This window comes from Terriglobus sp. 2YAB30_2 (genome assembly GCF_052114765.1).
Classification (GTDB): Bacteria; Acidobacteriota; Terriglobia; order Terriglobales; family Acidobacteriaceae; genus Terriglobus.
This window is the reverse complement of record NZ_JBFRFJ010000003.1, coordinates 259,103-283,766: the sequence shown is the minus strand read 5'-3', so window position 1 is coordinate 283,766 and position 24,664 is coordinate 259,103. Positions and strand designations below refer to the sequence as shown.

The window sequence follows — 24,664 nt, the reverse complement described above, 5'->3', positions numbered from 1 at the left end:
CTCTAGATACCCCCTCGCCGCCTAACCGATTTGCGAGTAGGAATGACGAATCTGCCACCAATACGAACGCTCACAGCCACTCTGGTGCTATGCGCCGGAATGCTGGGCGCCACTGCCATGGCTCGAGCGCAGGGAAATACGTCTACAACGGCGGCTCTGCTGGATAAGGCGCACTCTCTTGAAGTAAAGGGACGCATGGACATGGCGGCCCAGACCTGGCAGCAGGTCCTTCTGGCTGACCCGAACAATCCTGAGGCGCTGGGCGGTTTGGCGCGTGCCGCCAAGCTGGCTGGAAATCAGCAGCAGGCAAAGCAATATCTGGATCGTCTGCGGGCGGTCAGTCCGAACGACCCGAATATTGAGCGTGCCGAGAACATGATGACCCAGCAGAACCAACTGCAGCAGTTGCAGCAGGCTGGCAAGCTGGCGCAGGGCGGTCAATACGCACAGGCGATGAACATCTATCGCCAGGTCTTCGGTGGAACGCCGCCGCCGGGCGATTGGGCGTTGGCCTATTACGAGACCGAATCGGCAACCGAAGACGGTCGTCCGCATGCCATCGCCGGTCTGCGTTCGCTCATCGATAAGTATCCGCAGGACTCGCGTTACCAGATCTCCCTGGGACGCATTCTGACCTACAACCCGGCGACCCGCGCCGAAGGCCGGCGTTATCTTGAGCGCCATCCGAGTGATCCGGGAGCCATGGAAGCGCTGCGTCAGTCGCTGACCTGGGATGCGCAGAATCCGGCCGCTCTTTCTGACATTCGCTCCTATCTGGCAAAGCACAAGGATCCCGCGCTGGAGATGGCGATGAAGAGCACGCAAGCTCGCGTCGCTGCATCGGTCCGCACGGGAGCCCGCACTGCGGCACAGGGGCCGGCGATGACTCCTGAAGAGCAGGCGGAGATCGTTGCAAACCGTCAGGTAAGCCAGGAAGAGCAGGCAGCCTATGCGGCACTGAATGGAAAGCGGCTGACGGAAGCAGAAGAGCGCTTCAAGGCGCTGCTGGGGAAGAACCCGGATAATCCGCGTGCGCTGGCAGGCATGGGCTATATCCGCATGCAGCAGTCGAACTTCGGCGGAGCCATCAGCTTCCTGGAGCAGGCCAAGCAGGACGGAGCGCGCGATGCCGGTCTGGAAAATGCGCTCTCGACCTCGCGATTCTGGTACACGATGGGCGAGGGAACCTCAGCGCTGAATGAGAATGATCTGACGACCGCGGAGAAGCATTTCCGTTCGGCGCTGGACATGAAGACCGGCAGCCCGGAAGCGCTCGAAGGTCTGGCTGGAACGTTGATGAAGGCGCAGCAGCCTGAAGCCGCGGTTCCGTACTACGAGCAGTACATCAGGCTGAGGGCCAGCGGAATTACCGGCTGGAGAGGTTTGTTCACGGCGCAGTATCAGTCGGGGAACGCAGCTTCTGCGTTGGCGACAGAACGGAAGATGCCGGCGGGGGTGCGAGCTCAGCTCATGAAAGACCCGGACTTCCTGCGAACATTGGCCTCGGCCTACTCGGCCGTAGGTCGAGACGCAGATGCGCAGCGAGTGTTGAAGGGAGCCCTTGAGCTCCCTTTTCCCGCTGATGGGCGCGGTATCAAAATCGAAACGCAGCTGCAGTACGCAGGCCTCCTGTTGGCCGGCAATCACATGGATCAGGCCGCCGGGCTCTATCGCCAGGTCCTGAGTGAAGATGCTGCGAATGTCACCGCCTGGCAGGGACTTGTACGCGTTGAGCACGCCATGAAGAATGACGCGCTTGCCGAGCAGACGCTGGAGAGCATGCCGCCCTCCGCGTACGATCAGGCGCTCCGCGATCCTGGTTTCGTAAGCACGGTAGCCGCGGTCTACGACGCACAGAACAAGCTCGATGTTGCGCAGGACATGCTGGAGAAGGCCGTCTCGCAGGCAAGCATGGCAGGGCAGAAGCCATCGGTTGCCATGCAGACGGAGCTGGCGGGCATCTACATGAAGCGCGGCAACGGGCAGCAGGCGTATGCCATCTATCGCCAGGTCCTGACAGAGAATCCTGACCGGCTCGATAGCTGGAAAGGTTTGTTGACGGCGCTTCATGCCAGCGGTCATGATCAGGAAGCTCTGGCGCAGGTTCAGCAGATTCCGCAGCAGACCCGCAAGCAGCTCGAGCTCGACCCGGAGTATCTGCAGACCGTAGGCGGTATCTACGGAGGCCTGGGGCAGCCGCAGCAGGCGATGGTCTTTCTGCAGCGTGTGCAACAGCACTATGCGAAGCAGAATATGGCGCCTCCCGCGGATATCGATATCCAGGACGCCTGGTTGCTCTATAACTCCCAGAATGATTCCGGTCTTTATCGCCAGTTAATGATGATTGGCAGCCGTAACGATCTGAACGAAGAGCAGCGCCGTACGGTGCAGACCATCTGGGCGAACTGGGCAGTGCGCCGCGCCAACCAGGCAGTGGCGGCCAACAACATCCGTCGTGCCTTGGCGATTCTGAACGCCGCGGCAAAGGCCTTTCCCGATAATCCAGCGGTGATTCGCGCGCTCGCGACGGGCTATGCCCGCGCCGGTCAGCCGAAGCAGGCAGTTGCGATCTTCCGTTCGCAGGACATGACAACAGCTTCGGCGACCGATTACAAGGCCGCCATCGGAGCGGCCCTGGCGGCGAACGATACCAAGAATGCCGAGACCTGGCTGCGTTATGGCCTCGATCAGTATCCGAAAGATGCGCAGATGCTGATCATGGCGGCGAAGTTTGAGCAGGCTCGCGGTGACAGCGGACGTGCGGCAGATTATTACAAGGCAAGTCTCAGTGCGATGCCTCCGGGAGATCCAGGGGCTGAGCTCGCTGCCGAGATGAGTCTTGCGGCCCAGAATGGCGGCCGTCTGCCCAATGCAACACAGGCTCTGGACCTGGCGCAGTTGATGGCCCCGGGATCGGATTCGGCTATGGCGACGGGACAGATTGCAACTCCGGCGCCTCCGCCATATCTTCCCAGCTACTCGAACCAGTACGGAACCGCGCCGGTACAGCTTCAAGGAAACGGTGCCGGCACTCTTGTTCCGTCGTATATGACGAACCCGGCCTACCAGCAGCAGCGCACGCCGGCTCGTCCGGGAACGACCACCAGGCTGAAGGACTATATCCCTCAGGCTGAGGCGAATCCCGCGCTTGCTCCTCTGGGACAGCAGCAACCCGATGTTACCGCGCAGAGTGCTCTGCCGGCCTTCCCGCAGACCGATACCAATGGCAATGCCGTCAATGCCAATGACTACATGGCGTATCAGCGGGAGCAGATCCGGCGGCTGACGGAGCGTGCGGTCAATGGCGCAGGTCCGCTCTCTGCCTATGGCCCTCCTGCACAGCAGGCCCGCTCTGATGTGTACGGTCCATACGTTCCGTATAGCCCGCAAAGCGTGAACCAGAATGCCGCTTATATGGCGCAGGAGTCCCCGGTAAATCTTGGTTCGGATCTCCAGCCCATCCAGCCGACGGTGCAGCAGCCTACCGACGTTGTCCCGACGGCGAAGTATGTGCCGAACTCCAAACGCACGGGACGGGTGCCATCGTCATCCTCGCATCCGGACATCGCGGCCGCCGAGGCAGCTGTCACGCGCCGCAGACAGTCCGACCCCAGACCGTTGGTGGGCACAAGCCATCCTCCGCAGGATTCTATTGATGTAGCCCCGCTGACGCAGACGCAGTACAACGGTCAGCCGTACAACGCCGCGCAGACCCAGATTCCCCAGCCGCAGGGTGGCGTGGGCTCGACCGTTCAGGCTCCCCAGACGCAGTCGAACTATCAGTATCGTGGAGACCTCGCGCAGAATACCGGCGCGGCTGCCGGAACAGAGACCCACGGTCAGCAGTATCCGCAGCCCGGGCATCGTCCCGCTACCACCGGTCGCCGGACGGTGCGCAGCCGTTCCGTAGAGGGGACGTCGACCGGACCGCAGCAGGCTCCCTTGTTCTATCCCGGGGTTCCTGTGGCGCTGAGCGGCCAACCGTATCCTGACCTGGGACCGAGCTACCCATTGGGGAATCCTCCGTCGGATCCCATGCTGGTGGCAAAGAATGTTCCGCCGTTGCGTGGCGGTTGGGATCGTACCGCGGCGCTGACTCCGGGACCTCCGCTGAGCGAGCGGCAACAAACCGAGCTGGACCTGGCCTCGCTGGAGGCAAGCTATTCCTCTTGGATCGGCGCGACGGCTCTTGCACGTTACCGCAGCGGCGTCTCCGGCATGAACCGGCTGTTCGATCTGGAATCTCCTTTTGAGGCGACGCTGGTTGCGAATAAGACACTGCGACTCAGCATCATTCCTCGGGCTGTCTTCCTGAATGCGGGCACACTCGATCTTGCGTCATACCAGAACGCCACCGGTACGGTACCGATTCTGGGCACATTACCATTGAATGCCATCAATCAGCCCTCGCAGCAGCTCACGGCTGGCCTTGGTGGCGAGGCGCAACTGGTAACCACCAACATGGCGTTGTCGGTTGGCTTTACCCCCTACGAGTTTCTCGTAACCAATGTCATTGGCCACGGGCGCTGGCGCCCCTTCGGTGGCCACTTCCTGCTGTTCGCCGACCGTGACAATGTGAAGGACACGCAGTTGTCCTACTCCGGTATGCGCGATCCGGGCTCAGCCACACCGGTCTTTCCGGGCAACATCTGGGGCGGCGTCGTCTCCACCGGCGGCGGTATGCGTCTCGATTTTGGCAATGAGCGCTCGGGCTTCTACGTCAGTGCGGCAGGCGCCACTCTGACCGGATATCACGTTCTGGAGAACAGAAAATTTGAAGGGACGGTCGGGTCCTACTGGCGCGTCAAGCAGTTCCCGGGCTATGGCAGCCTGAATCTCGGCGCCAGCTTCTTTGGCATGCACTATGACAACAACCAGCGCGGCATGACGTACGGTATGGGCGGATACTTCAGCCCCAACGCCTACTTCCTGGGCGCTGTTCCAGTCACCTTCAACGGTTTCTACGGCACGAACTGGCACTACACGGTTGCCGGCGCCGTCGGCGTACAGAGCTTCCAGGAAGCCTACGCCAAGTACTATCCCCTGGATACGTCGCAGCAGACCGGGGCGTACTCGGGCTGCACATTGCCCTCCATCGCGGCGCATACCTGCGGGGAGTATCCGGTCAATACCAGCACCGGCCTGAATTACTCGCTTAACTCAGAGATGAGCTACCGCATCGCAGACCACTGGTACGTCGGCGGCATTCTGAACGGCAACAATACGAATAACTACAACACCATTACGGCCGGCTTCTTCTTCCGCTACCTGTTCAAGCCGCAGGTGCCGACGGAGGATTACCCGACGGGCCTGTTCCCGTACGACGGTTTCCGCCCGTTACGTGTGCCCTAGAGCATTTCCCTGTGGGCGTGATGTAGGGCTGCCGCATCTATGGGCGTTTTCCGCAAAGAAAACGCCACCGCATGCCTCTTCCGGGAGGCCCAGCAACAGGGAAAATGCTCTAAAGCATTTCTCTGTGGGCGTGATGTAGGGCTGCCGCATCTATGGGCGTTTTCGGAAACGGGAAAATGCTCTAAAAGCCCGCGCAAATTCTCTTGCCACGCCTCAGTGTGCGGGGTATAAAGCAGCTACATCACCAAATTTGGTACGTCAGGCGGGGGAAGAAACTCTTCTCCGCCAGTCATTACTTGGCCCGCTCGTTGGCTTGATCTGCAAAGGGTTTGTAGCTGTGCTTCTGAATCGTTCTCTTGCCTTTCCTTCCTCGGTTCGTCTCCTCGCATGTGCCTGCTTCGTCGCGCTGCTTAGCCCTTCCGCACTAGCGGAAAAGAAACCGGTCCTTCCTGACTGGCTGAAGGAGGCTGCGAAGCAGCCTCTACCGTCATATCCGGCAAATACGAATGCGGTTGTCCTACTTTCGGACACTACTTACACCGTGAGCGGCGATCTACATGCCGTAGAGCACCATCGCGAAGCAATCAAGATCTTGCGGCCACAGGGACGACGGGAGGCCGAACTCGGCACAGCATACCGGTCAACCTCCAAAATCCGCTCTTTGAAGATCTGGAGTATTGGATCGGATGGTCATGAGTACGAACTCAAAGACAATGAGTTTACGGATTATGCTGCGGTAGCGAGTTTTGAAGCCTATTCTGACGTTCGCTATCGCGAAGGAAAAGCTCCGGCGGCGGATCCTGGCGCCGTGGTGGCTATGGAATATGAAACAGAAGATCTACAGCCTAATTCCACGGAGTACATTTGGCACGTCCAAAGTAACATTCCTATTTTGACGGAAAGGCTCACGCTCGAATTGCCACCAGGAATGGATCACAAAGAGGTCTGGAAGGGAAATAAGGACATTCATGCAGTCGACCTCGAAAAAGGGAGGTTCCTTTGGGAGATAAAAAATGAGCCTGCGGTCGACTTTCGCGGTCTCGTGATGGCTCCTGAGTGGCGCGGACAAACGAAACGTTTGTCCGTTCACTACTTCTCAAGTGCGACTCCAAATGCAACCAAAGGTGATTGGCAGAGTGTTGGCGAGTGGTATGGAGCGCTCGCAAAAGGACGCAACGACGCATCACCGGAAGTGGCTGCGAAAGCGCAGGAACTTGTCGCAGGCAGAACCGATTTTGCGGATAAGGTGCAGGCGATCGGAGAGTTTGTTCAGGGAAAGATTCGCTATGTCGCGATCGAGATTGGCATTGGTGGCGATCAGCCTCATCCTGCCGAGTCCATCTTCAAAAACAAGTATGGGGATTGCAAAGATAAGGCGACCTTGCTTTCTGCCATGCTTTCCAGCGTTGGGATTCGCGGAACATGGGTTCTGGTCGACAGCGATCGTGGATATGTCAGTCCGGAGGCGCCATCCAGGGCGGGGAACCATGTGATCGCCGCTATCGAGATTCCCAAAGGGTATGACTCTCCACGCTTTCGGGAGGTTTTGACGACGACAGGTGGAAAGCGCTTTTTGATCTTCGATCCTACGTCGGAATATACGCCGTTCGGCTATCTCGAATCTTCGCTGCAGGGTGGCTATGGATTGTTGGTCGATGGTAAGGATAGCCAGGCGGTGCAATTTCCAATCATCGATCCGGCAGCCAATACCGTGCATCGGAACGGCAGTTTCAAATTGAGTGAAGACGGCGCGATCACTGGGCGGATTGAAGAGTCGATGCGCGGAGATATCGGAAGGCAGTATCGCTCCCTTTTCAGAAAGGCAAGTGAAAAAGAGCAACGCGAAGTGATGGAGCGCCTGCTCGGCTATGACATGGTGAACGTCAGTTATGACGGGCTCAGGGTCGAAAACGCAATGGAGCTTACGACAGACCTGAAGATGTCCTATGCCTTGAAGGCATCAAGCTATGCCAAGCCGGCCGGCTCATTACTCATGCTGCGTCCCAGAATTCTCGGGGCAGACACTTTGAATTCAGACAAGAGTGTCCGCGTGTATCCCATTGATCTCGGAGCTGCACGAGAAGTGAAAGACGACTATGAGATCGAACTTCCAGAAGGCTATGTGGCTGATGAATTGCCCGACCCGGTAAAGGTCGATATGGGCTGGGCCTCCTACGAGAGTTCCAGCAAGGTCGAAGGAAACAAACTCCATTACACGCGGAGCTATGTCGTGAGGCAAGTGGAGTTACCTGCTGAGAAGTATGGAGAAGTTCAGCGGCTCGCAAGTGTGATTGGGTACGACGAACAAAGCAACGTCGTGCTGAAAAAGAAGTAATAAGAGGTTTCGGAGGCTGAGATGTTTCGTGCAGTAAGAGCCGCGTGTCTGGCAGCGGCGTTGGTCGTAGGAAGCGGCGCTGCGCATGCCGCTGATCAATGGATTACGCCAACGCAGGATGAACTGAAGATGACGAGCTTTCCCAAAGCTCCCGGAGCTTCAGCCATTATTCTGAACTATGACGAACTGACTGAAGATGCTCTCCATATGGAGAGTCATTATGTCCGTATCAAGATTCTGAATGAAGAAGGCCTTAAACATGCTGACATAGAGCTTTTCCAGAATCGAGAGTCAGGTGGGTGGGCGTATACCGTCGATGATGTGCAGGCAAGAACAATTCATCCCGACGGCACGGTTATTCCGTTTACGGGCAAGCCTTACCAGAAAGTCATCGTAAAAAATAAAGAGCATCAGCACACCGCGAAGGTGATTACGTTGCCCGATGTCACGGTGGGCAGCATTATTGAGATTCGCTATAAAGGGCGTTGGGACGACAACTGGTATACGCTGCCAAGATGGTCCGTTCAGGAGGATCTCTATATAGTGAAATCGCACTATGTATGGAAGCCCACAACGCGTGAGTTGCTCTCTTCAGATGGAAAGACAAACAGTCGCATCTCATGGACGCCGATCCTGCCCAAAGGCACGGAGTTGAAGCAAACTCAACTGCCGGGTGTTAACGGGAACAACGGCCAGATTATCTTCGAGCTGAATGCAAATGATGTGTCGGCGCTTGTTGAAGAAGACTATATGCCGCCGATGAAGAGCAACAGTTATCGAGTCATGTTCTATTACCTGAGCTATCGCAGCGCGGATGAATTCTGGCAAAACGAGGGGAAGAACTGGTCCAAGCGAGTCGATAAGTTCGCTGAAGCTTCAGCGGCGGTACACGCCTTTACGACCGAAGTAACGACGGGAGCTGCTACACAGGAAGAGAAGCTGAAGAAGATCTATGCGGCAGTGATGTTGATGGATAATACGGACTTTACCCGTACACGCACCGAGTCCGAAGAAAAAGCGAATGGTCTAAAAACGGCTAAGACTGCGGACGATATCCTCACACGCAAGCGCGGCAGCGGAGACGATCTGACGAAGCTCTTTCTCGCAATGGCGCGCGCAGCCGGCATGAAAGCCTACGGTATGGCGGTGGTGCGACGTGATGATCGTATCTTTCTTCCTTCGTGGCTTGATCTTGTTCAACTGGACGATCTTATCGCCATTGTCGTTGTCGATGGCAAAGAACAGTTTTTCGATCCAGGCATGAAGTATGTTCCTTATGGACATCTGGACTGGAAGCACACGTATGCCGGTGGTATCCGCCAGACCGACCAGGGCGTCAAGGTCGCGGAGCTGCCGGGCGAGAGCTATAAATACTCCCAGGTGCAGCGAGTTGCCGACCTGAAACTCGATGAGACAGGCAAGGCAACAGGGGTCGGCGTATTTACTTTTATGGGAGCTCCTGCCGTACGCTGGCGTCAACGTGCAACCCGCACCGACGAAACAGAGCTGAATCGTGATCTGAAGGACGCTGTAGAAGCCATGCTGCCCAGCGGCATGGAAGCAGAGGTCACGAAGATTGAACAGCTCTATGATTATGAAAAGCCGTTGAAGGTATCGCTCAAGGTAGGTGGGCCGGTAGGCGCTACAACCTCCAAGCGCATGATCCTTCCGGGTGACATCTACGAGTCGCGTGCCAAGGCGGCTTTCCCGCATGAGAAGCGTGAGCTTCCGGTCTACTTCAACTATGAAGTATGGGAGCGCGATGCCGTCCGGTATGTTCTTCCGGCTGGGATGAAGGTGGAGTCGGCTCCCGCGACAGCGCAGGATAAGATCCTCGAGAGCATGCTGTATGACATCAGCAGCCAGCAGGTGACGAACACGATCACGGTTCGGCGTAACCTGGCGCGCAACGGTCTGATTTATCCAGTCACTGACTATCCGACAATCCGGACCTTCTATAACAAGCTGCAGGCCAAGGATCAGGAGAACGTCGTGTTGCAGCCTGCACCGGCGGCTACAACCTCGGCGGCGAGCAACTAGGGCGGTTCTCTAAGAACTACGGAATCCGGCAGACGCGGATATCGTGATCGATGTAGGGACAATCAAGGCGGGTGTTGGCTGAGGGGCGAAGAATGACCCAGGTCACACCCGCCAGTTTCATTCTGGCGATACGTTTCGTATCATCCAGGTCGTCGAGATCACGCTGCAGAGCGACACCACGGACCCAGTCGCTGGCGATGGATGGTTTTACGGCTGCGATCCCTCCATCCTTGGAGTAGTCCGGCAACGCATCGCGCAACGCAATGGCGCGGAAGACATGTGTGTCCTCGCCCGGAAGATTATGGTAGTCGGAGTCCATCGCGAACACTGCGTCCTGCGGCGTGTGTTCCCGTACCCAGAGGAAGGCGCGTTCCCACTCATTCGACAAGGCTCGCCAGGGGAGTTCCAGGTGGGCCGTAGTCGGATAGATATTGCGCTGGACGAGGAAGAGAAATGCTGCGAGCGCGGCAATGATGAATCCGCCAACAATTCTGCGAGGCAGCAGAGCGAGCAGTGAGCCGAGCGCCAGGGCCATTGCCAGATAAAGAAATGTGAAAAAACGAAGAGGCTGCAGACTGGCAACCAGATGGTTGCCGCTCTCGGGGTGTGCGAACAGCAGGTTGACGACGATGGTGACGATCCCGCCCAGGCAGAGAGCCCGCAGAAAGGTCGAAAAGGTGTCGGTGAAGGACGCAGGCCRAAAACGGTCCAGCGTCAACAGCAACAGAATCGGAGCGATCACACCTACGATCTCATCCCAGCTCCAGCGGGTGAGGAACCAGTAGGTTCGGGAGACGGCGGCTTCGCGATACGCAGGGGATTCGACAGGTGCAAGCCAATGGACGGCTGTCGACGTCGCCAGGGCAAATGCGATGACGCCATACACCATGGCGCGGCTTCCGCTGCGCAGGGCCAGAATCAGTGCGATCAGGTAGATCCCGCAGGCGGCGATCAGCGGATGGAGCAGGCCGCCCGGCACAAGGAAAATCGCAACACGCATCCAGCGTGGCTGTTCTTGCAGAGATTCGGCGATGGCAAAGAGCACCATCGGAAGACCAAGCGAACGCGAGGTGAGATAGGGATCCGCCATGATGATCGATGTCCCTGCGACAGGCATCGACATGATCGCGGTGAAGAGAAGCAGAGCGAACCAGCAGGCCGCCTGGGTCTGGAGGCACGTTCGAAGAATGCTGTGCAGCCCGCTCAGAGTGAGATAGACGGACGCCAGATAGCCTAGAAAAAAGATCCAGGTCAGGCTCAGGTGCGTCATCGTCGCGATGCCGGTCATCATCCGCGAAAAGAAGAGGCAGGAGACGTGTGCATCGGCAAACTGGCTGAGGTGAGGGAAGAGCTGGGGCTGCAGCGCGTGTTGGGCAGCGGCGATATAAATGCCGCCATCTTCGCTGTAAGGGTGGTATCCATGAATGACCAGGGCCGCAAGGGTGAGAACAGCCAGAACCAGGGCCTGTCCGCTACGGGAGGCGGTGAACTGGCGAACAGTGCGCTCTACCGGTCGCGGTTGCGTTACTACGAACGTGGCCAATGGTTAGAAGAGCTCCGATGGTCTAAGCATTTAGACGAACAGGCATGTGGAAAAAGTTTCGGTATCGCTCAATCTGGGAAGGAATTGGCCCTGGTGTCGTCCTCACTATAATAAGGACGATGCTCTGCACCCATGAACTGTTGCCCGTGCCTGCTCCCAAGGCCCGTCCAAGGATAACCGCATGACGCCGCAGCAGCGCCGCAATCTGCTGAAAACAGTCCCCGGTTTTCTCATCAGCGGTTTTTTTCTTTGGTACACCTTCCGCAGCGTTAACTATGCCGGTCTGCGGCAGGTGCGGCTGGTGGAGCCTGTATGGATGCTGGCCGCTGTAGTCTTTCTGGTTGTCGGCTATACGCTGCGGTCGCACCGGTGGTGGCTGATGATGCGTGCCTCAAGCCACGCGAAGTTTTCCACCTGCGCCCGGGTATTGATGACCAGCTTTGCGGCCAATAACATCATGCCGCTCCGTGTTGGAGATTTTCTCCGCGTCTTCAGCTATGCCGGTGATCTGGACTCGAACGCGCCCGCGATTCTAAGCACTGTCGTTCTGGAGCGCGTTCTGGATGTCTTCACGCTGTTGCTCCTGTTCGTGCTCACGATGGGCCGCAACTCGACGCTGATCTCGCATAAATCGCAGATCGTGGCGCGCGTGCTGCTGCTGGGGGTGAGCGGCACAGTACTGGTGCTGCTGCTGGCCGCAGGAGCACTGAAGTCTCCCTTGAGAAGGCTCCTGAATCTGCTGCCGCATCCGGGACTGGTGGGCAAGCTTGAGGCGCGGCTGATCTCGGCGTTGGATGCGATTGCCCTCATCTCTCTGCCGGTGCGGCTGGTGCTGGTTCTGGAATCCTTCGTCCTGTGGGCATGTGAGGGGATCATCTTCGTCTCTGTGGCGCGGACACTGGGGGTGGTGAGCGACTGGATCGGTCCCTGGCAGGCCCTGGCCTTCAGCAATCTTTCCTATCTCATTCCGAGTTCGCCGGGAGCGGTGGGTACCTTCGAATTCACAGCCAAACTGGCCATGGTCTCGCACGGCGCAGCGGAGACACCTGCGGTGGCCTTTGCTTTGGTCGTCCATGTTTTTATCCTGTTCACGGTGACAGTCGCAGGCGGTGTCATGTTTCTGTCGCACCGCGCACAGCGTGGTCCACATCCCTCGCTGGTGCAGGAAGTGGAAGAGCTTCCGGCTGAGCTTCCGTAAAGTAGAGAGAGTATGTATCGCAAGATTCAATTAGATCTGCTGCGGCAGATTGCCGCTGTCGTTGAGAAAAAATACGGAATTGAACTGCCCCAGGTTGCCGTGGAGCAGCCGCCGAAGATTGAGTTCGGCGAATATGCGCTGCCTGTAGCGCTGCAACTGGCGAAACGGGTGAAAAAGGCGCCGCGAGCGGTTGCCGAGGAGCTTCGTCCTGAGCTCGAATCGATCGAGGGTGTCGCCTCGGTCGAGATCGCCGGTCCGGGCTACCTGAATATCAAGCTCGATCGCGGCGTGGTTGCCGGCCGTATTGCAACCGCTGAGCACGCCGACGTTGGTGGCCCAGGGTTCCGGCTGGTGGAGCACACCAGCATCAATCCCAATAAGGCTGCCCACATCGGTCACCTGCGCAATGCCATTCTGGGAGATACCTTTCAGCGGCTGCTGCGCAAAGACGAATATAAGAGCGGTTATGACGTCGGCGTTCAGAACTACATCGATAACACCGGAGTGCAGGTCGCCGATGTGGTGGTAGGCATGGTGGCCCTGGAAGGCCGCTCGCTTGCCGGCGTGAAGTCGTTGCTTGAAGAACTCGCGGCCAGCAACGAACGAGTCGACTACTACATGTGGGATCTGTACGCGCGTGTCTCGCAGTGGTACACGGCCGATGAGGCGGAGAAGGAAGCACGGAAGAAGCTGCGTCTCGACACACTGCACGCCATCGAGCACGGCGGCAATGAGACTGCCGAGGTTGCCGATCTGATTGCAACAGCCGTACTGCGCCGGCATCTCGAGACCATGGAGCGGCTCAGCATCGAGTATGACTTCCTGCCCAGAGAGAGCGAGATCCTCCATCTGAAGTTCTGGGATGCGGCCCGGGCACTGATGATTGAGAAGGGAGTGCTCTACCAGGAGACCGAGGGCAAAAACAAAGGCTGCTGGGTGATGCGCCGCGCCGGCGCTGAGGTCCCCACCGAAGGGCCGGATGAGGATGCGAAGGTGATCGTACGGTCAAACGGCACGGTGACCTACGTCGGTAAGGACATTGCTTATCATCTGTGGAAGTTCGGCCTGCTGGGCAAGGACTTCGGCTATAAGCCGTTCCATCAATACCCAAACCATATGTGCTGGATCTCGACCGAACACGGCGAAGAGCAGCATCCATATTTCGGCCGCGCGGATGCCATCTACAACGTCATCGACTCACGTCAGAATGATCCGCAGAACAACGTCATTCAGGCTCTACGCGGCATGGGATACGAGGATGCCGCTGATCGCTACACTCATCTGAACTACGAGATGGTGGCGTTGACGCCACGTTGTGCGATTGAACTGGGCTACACCATCAGCGAAGAAGATCAGCAGCGTGCCTACATCGAGGTGAGCGGGCGCAAGGGATTCGGCGTAAAAGCGGATGACCTGCTGGACAAGCTGATTGCTGCAGCGAAGGTCGAAGTGGACTCGCGTCATCCTGAACTGGACGAGCCAGACCGCTTCGAAACCGCACGTAAGATCGCCGTTGGCGCTTTGCGTTACTTCATGCTGAAGTACTCACGGAATACCGTCATCGCATTCGACTTCCGCGATGCATTGAGCTTTGAGGGTGAGACCGGACCATACGTGCAGTACGCCATCGTGCGCGCCGCAAATATCTTCCGTAAAGCGGGTGTCGATGAGCAGGACGCGGTGTCCGACCTCGCACCAGGGGATCTGCTGGAAGGGGAGAGCGGCGTCAGCATCTGGGAGGTATGGCTCACGGCGTCGAAGCTGACGATGGTGATTGAGCAGGCCATCCAGAATGCAGAACCGGCGATCCTGGCAAAGTATGTCTTCCAGCTGGCGCAACAGTTCAACAACTTCTACCACAAGCATCACATCCTGACCGAGACGGATGAGGCGAAGAAGAAACTCCTTCTGGCTACGGCGGCTGTCGCCAAACGCGAGATGGTTCGCGCCTTGTCGTTGCTGGGGATTGAAGCTCCCGAGGTGATGTAGGGAGCTTTCTCTCCTTGGCGAGGCGGGCAACGGTGAGAGCCGGAACGCTGTCTTATCTCCCCACATGGAGGTAAGAGATGGCAAACGATCTGACTGGGAAACGTGTTGCGATTCTGGCCACGGATGGTTTCGAGCAGTCGGAACTTAGGGAGCCTTACAAGGCCCTGCAGGCGGCTGGAGCGACGGTGGAGATTGTTTCTCCGAGAGCCGGGGAGATCAAAGGCTGGGACATGACAGACTGGGGAGAGACCGTGAAGGTCGATGTCAATCTCAATTCAGCCCAGGCTTCGGACTACGATGCTCTGGTTTTACCAGGTGGTGTGATGAATCCTGACCGCCTTCGTATGGATGCGAATGCGGTCAGCTTCGTCAAAGAGTTCTTCACGGCGGACAAGCCGGTATCAGCGATTTGTCACGGACCGTGGACTCTGATTGAAGCCGGTGTGGTCAAGGGCCGGACGATGACCTCATGGCCGTCGCTGAAGACGGACCTGATGAACGCCGGAGCCAGCTGGGTGGATCGCGAGGTTGTCGAAGACAAGGGGCTCGTGACCAGCCGCAAGCCAGATGACCTGAAGGTGTTCAACGACAGAACGATCCACCAGATCGCTAAGTCCGGGCTGCGGAGATCTGCAGCCTAACCCTGAATCGTAATGTCCTTGAGCGCGGAGAGTAGGATCTCGCGCCGAATAGGCTTGGAGAGCACTTCCCGAATTTTGAGGCGGTGCTTTTCCGTCTCCGGGAAGTCGGCTGCATCGGAGTACAGGACGAGCGAAGGCTTGTCCGGAACCTGTTCGATCAATTGCGCTCCGCTGATACCGGGAAGGTTGTAGTCGGTCAGCAGAACATCGACGGTTTCTCTTTGCAGAATCGCTAAGGCCTCTTCTCCGCTCGAGGCAGTGAGCACGCGGTATCCATGCTGCGCGAGCCACAGGGGGAGAAGCTCGCGCAGGACGGGTTCGTCATCGACGAAAAGAATCGTTGGTTGTTGGGGCATTCTGAAGCGTCTACTTCTTGTTTTTACTGAGTCGAGCGAACCCATTCCACGATGGAGCGCACGGCGAAACCCGACGGACCTTTCGGCATCCAGGGTTTGTCTGCGTCCTGCCAGGCCAGGCCGGCAATATCGAGGTGGATCCAGGGGGTTTCACCGACGAACTCCTTCAGGAAGGCCGCTGCAGTGGAGGCTCCGCCCCAGCGTGTGTTGGAGGTGTTCATTAGGTCTGCGATGGAAGACTTCATCAGTTGCAGATACTCGTCGGAGCTGGGAAGAGTCCAGAAACCTTCTCCGGCGATCTTGGCCGCACCAGTAAACGCTGTGCTGATGGCCTCATCATTGGTGAACAGGCCGGCGTTGATCAGCCCCAGGGCAACGGCGCAGGCTCCGGTAAGGGTGGCTGCATTGACGAGTTTGGTCGCGCCAAGCTGCTTGGCGTACCAGAGGCCATCGGCCAGCACCAGGCGGCCCTCGGCATCGGTATTGTTGATCTCAATCGTCTTTCCGCTGGCTGAGGTGAGAATGTCGCCCGGCTTGTAGCTGCGGCCCGAGGGCATGTTCTCGCAGGAGCAGATGACAGAGATGACCTTGAACGGCGGCTTGAGTGCGGCAATGGCCTGCATGGCTCCCAGCATGGCGGCCGCGCCGGCCATGTCGTACTTCATCTTTTCCATGCCATCAGCCGGCTTGATGGAGATGCCGCCGGTGTCGAATGTAATGCCTTTACCGACCAGGCCAAACACCGGAGCATCGGCTGCGGGAGCCGACGGAGGCGTATAGGTCAGCACGATGAGCGCGGGCGGTTCATAGCTGCCCTGGGCCACGCCGAGAAAAGCTCCCATGCCCAGCTCTTTCATCTTTTCGGTGGAGTACACCTCAGCGGCAAGGCCGGATGTCCGGGCCATCTCCGCGGCGCGCTGCCCAAGAACGGTAGGGGTAAGTTTGTTCCCCGGTTCATTGACCAGCGAGCGGGCAAAGTTCTGTGCAGAGGCGATGATCTCGCCCGCGGCAACGCCGGTCTCAATGGCTGCCCGCACTCCTGAAGGAGCAAACACGCTAAGGGTGGCAATGCTCTGGTCCTTGCGGTCGGACTTATAGGTATCCGGATCGAAGTCGGCGATCACAGCGCCTTCAACAATGGTCTGTGCAGAACGAGCCGGTTCGATGGCAAGATCTTGCGCCTCAGGGAAGATGATTGCCACTTCGCGAATACCGCGAGGTTTGGCAAAGCGGACTGCCGTACCGCCGGCCTTCCGCAGCTCGACGGCGGAAAGGGACTTTGCTTTGCCCACGCCGACAATCAGGAGGCGAGCTGCCTTCAGCCCGGCGGGGTTATGCAGCAGCAGAGTCTCCGCAACCCCCGCCTTGAACTCTCCGGAGGTCAGCACGGTAGCGGCTGCCGACTGTACGGCGGCAGACACAGAGAGCAGGGCGATCTTCGGGTCGCCTTCCTTTTCTGTGTTCTGGTCGAGGGCGAAAACTGTTAGCAGGGGGGAGGCGGAGGATGCGGCATCCTCAAAAACAAGCTTGGTCTGCATATTCCTCATGGTAGAGCATTTTCCCTGTCGCTCGGTATCCCGGAAGAGGAGTGCAGCGGCGTTTTCATTGCAGAAAACGCCCATAGATGCGGAAGCCCTACTCTACACCTACAGGGAAAATGCTCCAACGCTGGACAGGAAAGTTCCATCGTAGACGGAATGTCGGCAATCGACAATCAGAGCAATTCTCCTAATTCTGTGGCTTTGGATAAAACTGCGAATGCCGTTTCCTTCGCAGGAAAACGGCGCAAACAGCCCAGACTCCGCTCCACACCTTTAGGAGAATTGCTTTAGAGCATTTTCCCTGTTGCTGGGTATCCCGGAAAGGGTGTGCAGCGGCGTTTTCATTGCGGAAGACGCCCATAGATACGGAAGCTCTACATTACACTTACTGGGAAATTGCTCTAGCGCCGCTGGCCGCGTGCCACGGCCGCACGGGCTTCTTTGTCGGCTTCCCGACTCCGCTCGGTCTCACGCTTGTCCCAATCCTGCTTGCCTCGGGCCAGGGCCAGCTCGCATTTCACGAGCCCATGTCTGAAATAAAGGCGCGTCGGAATAAGCGTAAAGCCCTTCTGTGTCGTCTTACTTACTAGCTTGCGAATCTCCTCCTTGTGCAGCAGCAGCTTGCGGGTCCGCAGCGAATCATGATTCATGGCATTGCCATGAGAGAAGGGACCGATGTGCGCGTTAAGGAGGTAGATTTCTCCGTCTTTTACCAGACCGTAGGCATCTTTCAGGTTGGCCTTGCCTTCGCGGACGGATTTGACCTCAGTACCGCGCAGGGCAACACCGGCCTCAAAACGGTCGGTCAGGAAATAATTGTGGCTGGCAGCGCGATTCTGCGCGGCGTCCCGCTCTCCCGTCGCCACGGGATCACGCGGACGCGTGGGACGCGCCTTAACAGCTCCGGGAACGGGTTGGCTTACAGAACGGGCCATCTGGACGTTTGATGTTAACACGCGGCAAAAGATTCCAACTCTGCCATGTCTTCGGCGGCCAGCCTCAGGGGCAGTGTCGGCGTCTAAGAGAAACGGAATGCTATACTTTCGCCATCAGCAAGCGGGGAGCGGTCCGATTTCACCCACATATTTGAGCCTCTATAGAAACATGGATCGCAGCTTCACGTCCCTTCGCAATGCAGCCTTCGTCGTCACCATTCTCGCCGCCACCGGCGTGGCAGCGCATGCCCAGTCTGCCGGCTCGTTTTATAAACGAGGGCAGCAGGCCGAGGAACGGCAAGACTACGACGCGGCATATGAGGCATATCGCCAGGCCCTCGCAAAGAAGCCAAGAGATATCCGCTACAAGGTGAAGACGGAACGCCTGCGGTTTGAGGCGGCAACGGCACATGTAGATCGCGGACGCCTTGTGCGGCAGGGAGGCGACCTCGGCGGAGCTCTTACTGAGTTCACGCGTGCGCTGCAGATCGATCCTGCGAACCAGACTGCACAGCAGGAGCTGGACATCACTCAGAAGATGGCGGCTGCTCCTCCGACACAGCAACAGCAGTCGTTGGAGAGCGGAATTCTGGCCACTCAGGCTGAGATCGCCGGCCTGGGCGGGCCGGTCTCTCTCAAGCCCATCTCGAATGACCCCATCACGCTTCGCATGGTGGAAGACACGAAGAATATCTATCAGGCCATCGGCAAGGCCGCGGGCCTGAATGTGCTGTTTGATCCGGCCTATACCTCCACGCGTATCCCTGTGGAATTGAATAATGTGTCACTGTATGACGCCCTGCGCATTGTGGGCGCCATCTCCGGTACCTTCTGGAAGCCGGTGACAGAAAACACCATCCTGGTGGCGCAGAACACCCGTAATAAGCGTCAGGATCTGGACGAGATGGCGGTCCAGACCTTTTATCTGACCAATGCCACCCAAACTGCCGACACCAACGAAATTGTCACTGCGCTGCGCAACGTCTTCGGGACCGGGCAGAACGTCGGCGTCTTCGCCATTCCCAGCCAGAACGCGGTCGTGATGCGGGCTACGCCAGACCAGCTTCTGTTGGCGCAGAAGCTTCTGAACGATCTCGATCGCACCAAGCCGGAGGTCGTGGTCGATGTAGCCGTACTCGAAGTGAACCGCGAGAAGGTTCGTAATCTGGGTATTACGCTTCCGCAGTCCTTTGCAGTCACCCCTGTTGCGTCGAATACTTCCAATACCAGTTCATCGAGCTCCAGTTCGAGTTCGAACTCCAGTTCCTCCTCTTCGAACAGCAACAGCAGCCTCACGCTTAATCAGTTGGCCCACCTCAATGGGAACAACTTCAACGTGGCTATCGGAACCGGCACGGTGAATGCGCTGCTTACGGACAGTGACACGCGCATTCTGCAGAACCCTCGCATTCGCGCCACCGATGGACAAAAGGCTACGCTGAAGATCGGTTCCAAGATTCCTATCGCGACCGGATCCTTTGCTTCCGGTACGACGACCGCGGTTAGCGCACTCGTGAACACGCAGTTCACCTATATCGATGTCGGCGTCAACATCGACATGACGCCGACAGTGCACACGGACCGGGACATCACGCTGAAGATGAAGATCGAGGTCACCTCCCAGAGCGGTTCGGTGACCATCAGCTCGGTCACCCAACCCATCATCAGTCAGCGTTCGGTGGAGCATGTGATTCAGCTCAAGGAAGGCGAGCCCAGCATTCTGGCCGGTATCCTAACCCGCCAGGACTCGTTGGGTGTGAGTGGGACTCCTGGTCTCGGTGAGTTGCCGCTGTTGAAATATGTCTTTGGCTCCAGGTCAAAGACGCAATCCCAGGATGAAGTTGTCTTCCTGCTGATTCCGCACCTGGTGCGGGAGAGCATGTTGAGCCGGATGAACACGCGTGCCGTCGATACGGGCACAAGCCAGTCGATTGAGCTTCGCCGCGAAGCGGGACAGGATTCTGCGTCAACCAGGACGACCGGGGCTGCCGGTCCCGGCGGGTCGCTTGTCCCGCCTGCACAGCGTACGACGGCTGCCGCTGCGGCAAATGCTGCTCTTCAGCAACTTCAGCAGGACGGCTCGGCTACCACCTCGGCTTCGGTAGCGGCGCCCGTCAGCTTTGCGATTACGCCGGGCAATGCAACCCAGGCCGTTGGCAGCACCTTCCAGGTGGCAGTCATGGCTTCGAATGCTCGCGACCTGTACTCGGTGCCGCTGCAGATGCAGTTCAATCCGCAGGTCCTGCAACTGGTGAACGTGGACAGTGGGGAGATGCTGGGCCGTGATGGTCAGGCTGTAGCTCTGGCGCATCGCGATGAGGGCAATGGAATGGTCACGATCTCCGCCTCGCGCCCGCCTTCTACAAAGGGTGTCGATGGACAGGGAAGCATCTGTGTGCTGACCTTCAAGGCCACTGCCGCGGGTGATTCCAACCTCATGCTGACGAAGGTGGGCGCGCAGAACTCGGCTCAGGTGAATCTGCCGGCTGTCGGTTCTCAGGCCATTGTGCACGTGAAGTAAGCCATGCCGAAGCATGCTCCAAACCGAAGGGGGGAGGCGGGCGTCACCCTGGTGGAACTGATCGTAGCAACGGCGATCATCGCCATCCTTGCGTCTGCGGTGCTTCCGATTGCGCGGTTCCAGCTCAAGCGTCAAAGAGAACGGGAGCTCCGGCGAGATTTGTGGGAGATGCGTGCAGCGATTGACCGTTATAAAGACGCTGCCGATCGCGGCGCCTTTCAGACCAAGCTCGAGAGCATGAACTATCCGCCGGACCTGGAGACCCTGGTGAACGGTGTGGATGTACAGGGGCACAAGGTGCGTTTCCTCAGGCAGATTCCTAAAGATCCAATGACCGGAAATACCGACTGGGGGCTGCGTTCCATGCAGGATGATCCGAGCAGCGATAGCTGGGGCGGACAAAATGTCTTCGATGTGCACACCCGCAGCACGGGCACAGGACTTGACGGATCGAGGTACTCCGAATGGTAGAGCATTTTTCCTGGAGGTGTAGAGTAGGGCTTCGGCATCTATGGGGGTTTTCCGCAATGAAAACGCCGCTGCACTCCTCTACCGGGATATCCAGCAACCGGAAAAATGCTCTAAGGAAGCGGAACCCCGAGCGCGGCTTCACTCTGATTGAACTCATCATTGTGATGACCATCATTCTTCTGCTGATGGCCATGGCTATCCCTGCATATCAGAATGCGGTAAAGAAGGCCAAAGAGGCTGTCCTGAAGGAAGACCTGCAAACCATGCGGCAGGCGATCGACTCCTACACCGTCGACAAGGAGAAAGGTCCGCAGACCCTGGAAGACCTGGTACAGGCGGGGTATCTGAAAGCGATGCCGACCGATCCCTTTACCCATCGCACCGATACCTGGCAGACAAGTTCCGACGGTACCTACAGCTCCGTCGACCAGACGGACACGGGCATCCAGGATGTCCATAGCGGATCGCAGGAGATCGGCACCGACGGCAGCATGTATTCGACATGGTAGACCGTCCGCCTCTCCTCCTGGAGGCTCTACACGGCTCTGAAGGCACGGTGATGCGCGCCGCGGTAGGGTTGTCGGTGCTCCGAAGTTCTTTCGCCGCGAGCGGCCGCCACGGTGTTATCTATGGCTGACGGGAGCAGGAACGGGACACTATGACGGCAGTGCTGCCAGCAGCCGCGACCATAGAGCCTTTGTCCCATCCGGTTTCTTAACCGAGCACGGGACCAGATCGTCGATCTGATGTTCCCGTTTCAGCAGTGCAATCGACTTCGCCAACGTATTGTTCGAGAGCCGGTCTGCCTTGGTTCCGACAACCAGATACGGCCGCTGGTGCTGTTGCAGGAAGTCGATCAGCATGCGGTCGCTCGCCTGGGGCGGGATATTGGTATCGACCAGGCAGACTGAGAGCGCCAGCGACTCGCGATCGGTAAGGTATGGCTCGATGAATGAAGGCCACTCCGCAGAGATGGACTTCGAGATCTTGGCGTAGCCGTAGCCCGGCAGGTCGGCAAAGATCATCTTCGCGGGTGCATTCGGCGAGGTGGAGAGGGCAAAGAAGTTGATGGCCCGTGTGCGGCCGGGCGTGGACGAGACCCGGGCGACGGTCGTTCCCAGCAACGCATTGATCAGGCTGGACTTACCGACGTTGGAGCGGCCCAGAAACGCGACCTCAGGCACCGTGGGGGCAGGGAAATGCGACGGACTGGTGGCCGAGAGCAGGAACTTTACGGAGACCTTCACGCTGTTAAGTGTAGCGGGCGCGGAGAGATTCTCCGCGCCGCTATTGGTTTCCAGTCCTGACTACTTACGAACGGTCAGAGGAGATGTAAGGGTGAAGTTGATGAGGGTCTCCGCGGGGATCGTGACATCCTTGTTTCCGGTGAAGGCCGCACCAGCTGTGCCGGCTCCGGCGCCGGAGGCAGCACCGATGGCAGCGCCCTTACCGCCGCCAGCCAGGCCGCCAATCAAGGCGCCCAGACCGGCGCCGCCGGCGATGAATCCGGTAGTACGCTTGCCCTTACCCTTCACTGCGACCTCGTAGGGGGAGGAGGAAACGCGCATTCCACCGATCTCGCTCAACTCGATGCCGAGAGCTCCCGCGCCCTTGAAACGTCCTTGTCCCTTGGCCGCGATCACAGTGCCGCTCACTTCGGTGCCGCGGGGGAAGACGGTGGTTTCGCCGACGACGATCGGGGAGTTCAGCACGCCACTCCAGCCGTCACCCACATTGGAGGCTTTGGCGGAGATGGTCTGGTTTACGCGGACTCCCACCCGGGTGCCATCCGGAACCGTCAGCGTGGTGACGACCGGGGCGGCGGGACGGGCAGCGCGAGCGGCCGGCGGCGGGGCCGGGGCAGCAGAGTTACCAGTAGCGGTTGCGGGCGCCGTTCCGCTGGGCGCCGGCTGACCATTTACCGGCAGGCTGGCGCTGTCAGGCGACTGCCCTGGAGGTGTCGTGGGCTGTGAGCTCTTGCATCCGGTGAAACCGACCGTGGCCAAAATAAGGGCGGCTACGAGAGAAAACGAACGAGACATGCGAAGTCCTTTCTTACTGATCGTGCGTGTGGACTGGAACGATACCTTTGCTTGGATGGCTATAGTACGTGAAAGTGTTGGTTGATCCTTTGTTATGTTAAGGTGCCATTTATGTTTCATTTCCGGAAACTTTGGTTTCAGACCTGCCTCTGCCTCGGAACGACATCCCTGACGTATGCGCAGCAGCGCGTCCCCGTACCGATCCATGAGCTGGTCACGGCGCACCATGGCAAGGTTGCCGTTTACGCGCGGCAACTCAACACCGGCAAAGTCATTGCAGTGGACGAGGATGCACCGGTCCAGACCGCCTCTGTCATTAAGCTGACGATGCTGTATGAAGCCATGGAGCAGATCCGTGACGGCAAGGCTAAATGGGACGAAAAGATCGTGCTGAAGCCGGGCGAGGCGGTCAGCGGCTCCGGCGTACTGACTTTTATGGATCCTCCTAAAGAGTTGACTCTGAAGGACGTTCTTACCCTGATGGTCATCCTGAGCGACAATACGGCTACCAACCTGGCGATCGACCGCTTCGGCGTGAAGGCGGTGAATGACCGCATTCTGGCGCTCGGCCTGAAAGACACGCACTTCTACAAGAAGGTGATGAAGCCCGCCACCGAGCCTATGCCCGAAGATCAGCCGAAGTTTGGCCTGGGAAAGACCACGGCACACGAGATGGCGATGGTGATGGAGAAGATCGGCCGTTGCGATCTGGGAGGTCCGGCACAGCCCCAGGACGAGGCTATCTGTCAGACCGCGCTGAACATGCTCCGGAATCAGTTCTACCGCAATACGATCCCGCGTTATCTGGAGACTCTGGACTCCAGCGAGGCCGGTTCAGCGATTGCCAATAAGACCGGTTCATTGAATGCAGTGCGGAATGATGTGGCGATCGTGGCGGCCAAATCGGGACCTATCGTGATCAGCATCTTCACCTGGCAGAACAAGGACACGAGCTGGACGACGGATAACGAGGGAGAGGGGACCATTGCCAAAATTGCACGGGAAATTGTGAAGGAATGGTCTCCGGAGGGCCTGGACGGCCGGCAGATGAAGCCGGGATTGGGTCTGAAGTAGTAGATTAGTGGTATCACCCCGTCTAATATTTCAGGTGGTCATGCACGACGAGCTAAAACCGAGTCAAGCGCAGCAGCCCGCCCGTCAGGTGACGGGATGGATTCGTGACTTCGTTATTTCCATCGCGATCTCGGCGTTTATCATCGTCTTTCTTTACCAGCCGGTCGTGGTGGAAGGTACATCGATGCTGCCGAGGCTCGAAGATCAGGACCGCCTGTTCATCAACAAGGTCGCATATCGCGTCGGCGATATTCATCGCGGCGATGTGGTGGTGTTCAACTATCCGCGCGATCCTTCGAAGAGTTACATCAAACGCGTCATTGCGTTACCCGGCGACACGCTGGAGATTCGTCATGGCCGCGTGTACGTCAATGGCAATCTCGTACCGGAGCCATATGTGCCCGCGCGTTTCCGCGATGAGCGTTCCGTGGTGCTGCAGACGGTTGGTCCAGAGAGTTATTGGGTGATGGGTGACCATCGCTCGGTATCGAGCGACAGCCGTGACTTCGGGTCTGTGGGCCGGAAATATATCTACGGAAAAGCCGTGCTCGTCTTCTGGCCCTTCGACCAGATGGGCGTAGTGCGCTGACCCTTGTCTCTGACGGTCGCGTTCCCTTGTAGTTAAC

General features: G+C 58.2%; 17 protein-coding genes. 11 read left to right on the top strand and 6 right to left on the bottom strand.

What is annotated here, in order from left to right; translation table 11 throughout:
* The first annotated feature begins 42 nt into the window (after positions 1-42).
* The 3 genes from AB4Y89_RS06530 to AB4Y89_RS06520 all read left to right on the top strand — a co-directional run bounded on the left by AB4Y89_RS06530 (position 43) and on the right by AB4Y89_RS06520 (position 9,727).
* Positions 43-5,352 (top strand): cellulose synthase subunit BcsC-related outer membrane protein, encoded by a 5,310-nt coding sequence (locus AB4Y89_RS06530; RefSeq protein WP_442300098.1) that lies wholly within the window; start codon positions 43-45, stop codon positions 5,350-5,352.
* Positions 5,353-5,893: 541 nt separating this feature from the next.
* Positions 5,894-7,687, top strand: a complete 1,794-nt coding sequence (locus AB4Y89_RS06525) for a DUF3857 domain-containing transglutaminase family protein (RefSeq protein WP_442300097.1) — start codon at positions 5,894-5,896, stop codon at positions 7,685-7,687.
* 21 nt (positions 7,688-7,708) lie between these two features.
* Positions 7,709-9,727 carry a DUF3857 domain-containing protein gene (locus AB4Y89_RS06520; RefSeq protein ID WP_442300096.1) on the top strand — a complete coding sequence of 673 codons (2,019 nt, stop codon included), beginning with the start codon at positions 7,709-7,711 and terminating at the stop codon, positions 9,725-9,727.
* A gap of 16 nt (positions 9,728-9,743) precedes the next feature.
* On the opposite strand, the gene AB4Y89_RS06515 is transcribed toward AB4Y89_RS06520, so the two are convergent.
* Positions 9,744-11,270 (bottom strand): hypothetical protein, encoded by a 1,527-nt coding sequence (locus AB4Y89_RS06515; protein WP_442300095.1) that lies wholly within the window; start codon positions 11,268-11,270, stop codon positions 9,744-9,746.
* A 181-nt stretch (positions 11,271-11,451) separates the two neighbouring features.
* On the opposite strand from AB4Y89_RS06515, the gene AB4Y89_RS06510 reads away from it, so the two are divergent.
* From AB4Y89_RS06510 to AB4Y89_RS06500, 3 genes are all read left to right on the top strand, one after another.
* A complete protein-coding gene (locus tag AB4Y89_RS06510) occupies positions 11,452-12,468 on the top strand; it encodes a lysylphosphatidylglycerol synthase transmembrane domain-containing protein (protein WP_442300094.1) in 1,017 nt (338 codons plus the stop codon).
* A 12-nt stretch (positions 12,469-12,480) separates the two neighbouring features.
* On the top strand, positions 12,481-14,457 hold the full coding sequence (locus AB4Y89_RS06505) for an arginine--tRNA ligase (RefSeq protein WP_442300093.1): 1,977 nt from the start codon (positions 12,481-12,483) through the stop codon (positions 14,455-14,457).
* A gap of 77 nt (positions 14,458-14,534) precedes the next feature.
* Complete coding sequence (locus AB4Y89_RS06500; RefSeq protein ID WP_442300092.1) at positions 14,535-15,098, top strand: type 1 glutamine amidotransferase domain-containing protein; 564 nt, start codon at positions 14,535-14,537, stop codon at positions 15,096-15,098.
* Here AB4Y89_RS06500 and AB4Y89_RS06495 read toward each other — a convergent pair.
* The 3 genes from AB4Y89_RS06495 to smpB all read right to left on the bottom strand — a co-directional run bounded on the left by AB4Y89_RS06495 (position 15,095) and on the right by smpB (position 17,930).
* Positions 15,095-15,454 (bottom strand): response regulator, encoded by a 360-nt coding sequence (locus AB4Y89_RS06495; protein ID WP_442300091.1) that lies wholly within the window; start codon positions 15,452-15,454, stop codon positions 15,095-15,097. The genes AB4Y89_RS06500 and AB4Y89_RS06495 overlap by 4 nt on opposite strands.
* Positions 15,455-15,477: 23 nt before the next feature.
* The gene (locus AB4Y89_RS06490; RefSeq protein WP_442300090.1) at positions 15,478-16,992 is read right to left on the bottom strand and encodes a leucyl aminopeptidase; all 1,515 of its coding nucleotides are present in this window, start codon (positions 16,990-16,992) and stop codon (positions 15,478-15,480) included.
* 404 nt (positions 16,993-17,396) lie between these two features.
* Complete coding sequence (gene smpB / locus AB4Y89_RS06485; protein WP_442300089.1) at positions 17,397-17,930, bottom strand: SsrA-binding protein SmpB; 534 nt, start codon at positions 17,928-17,930, stop codon at positions 17,397-17,399.
* A gap of 169 nt (positions 17,931-18,099) precedes the next feature.
* Here smpB and AB4Y89_RS06480 point away from each other — a divergent pair, with 169 nt between their 5' ends.
* From AB4Y89_RS06480 to AB4Y89_RS06470, 3 genes are read left to right on the top strand one after another with little or no spacing between them, the layout of a single operon-like run.
* Positions 18,100-20,451, top strand: coding sequence for a cohesin domain-containing protein (locus AB4Y89_RS06480; RefSeq protein WP_442300088.1), 2,352 nt, complete (start codon positions 18,100-18,102; stop codon positions 20,449-20,451).
* Between the two features lie 3 nt (positions 20,452-20,454).
* Positions 20,455-20,922, top strand: coding sequence for a type II secretion system protein (locus AB4Y89_RS06475; protein ID WP_147649178.1), 468 nt, complete (start codon positions 20,455-20,457; stop codon positions 20,920-20,922).
* A 56-nt stretch (positions 20,923-20,978) separates the two neighbouring features.
* On the top strand, positions 20,979-21,431 hold the full coding sequence (locus tag AB4Y89_RS06470; protein ID WP_442300087.1) for a type II secretion system protein: 453 nt from the start codon (positions 20,979-20,981) through the stop codon (positions 21,429-21,431).
* 147 nt (positions 21,432-21,578) lie between these two features.
* Here AB4Y89_RS06470 and yihA read toward each other — a convergent pair whose 3' ends face one another.
* The gene (gene yihA / locus AB4Y89_RS06465; RefSeq protein ID WP_442300086.1) at positions 21,579-22,169 is read right to left on the bottom strand and encodes a ribosome biogenesis GTP-binding protein YihA/YsxC; all 591 of its coding nucleotides are present in this window, start codon (positions 22,167-22,169) and stop codon (positions 21,579-21,581) included.
* Positions 22,170-22,229: 60 nt separating this feature from the next.
* Positions 22,230-22,964, bottom strand: a complete 735-nt coding sequence (locus AB4Y89_RS06460) for a hypothetical protein (RefSeq protein WP_442300085.1) — start codon at positions 22,962-22,964, stop codon at positions 22,230-22,232.
* Between the two features lie 111 nt (positions 22,965-23,075).
* On the opposite strand from AB4Y89_RS06460, the gene AB4Y89_RS06455 reads away from it, so the two are divergent.
* Both AB4Y89_RS06455 and lepB read left to right on the top strand, forming a co-directional pair.
* On the top strand, positions 23,076-24,038 hold the full coding sequence (locus AB4Y89_RS06455) for a serine hydrolase (protein ID WP_442300084.1): 963 nt from the start codon (positions 23,076-23,078) through the stop codon (positions 24,036-24,038).
* Between the two features lie 40 nt (positions 24,039-24,078).
* On the top strand, positions 24,079-24,627 hold the full coding sequence (lepB, locus tag AB4Y89_RS06450) for a signal peptidase I (RefSeq protein WP_442300083.1): 549 nt from the start codon (positions 24,079-24,081) through the stop codon (positions 24,625-24,627).
* The last annotated feature ends 37 nt before the right edge of the window (positions 24,628-24,664 follow it).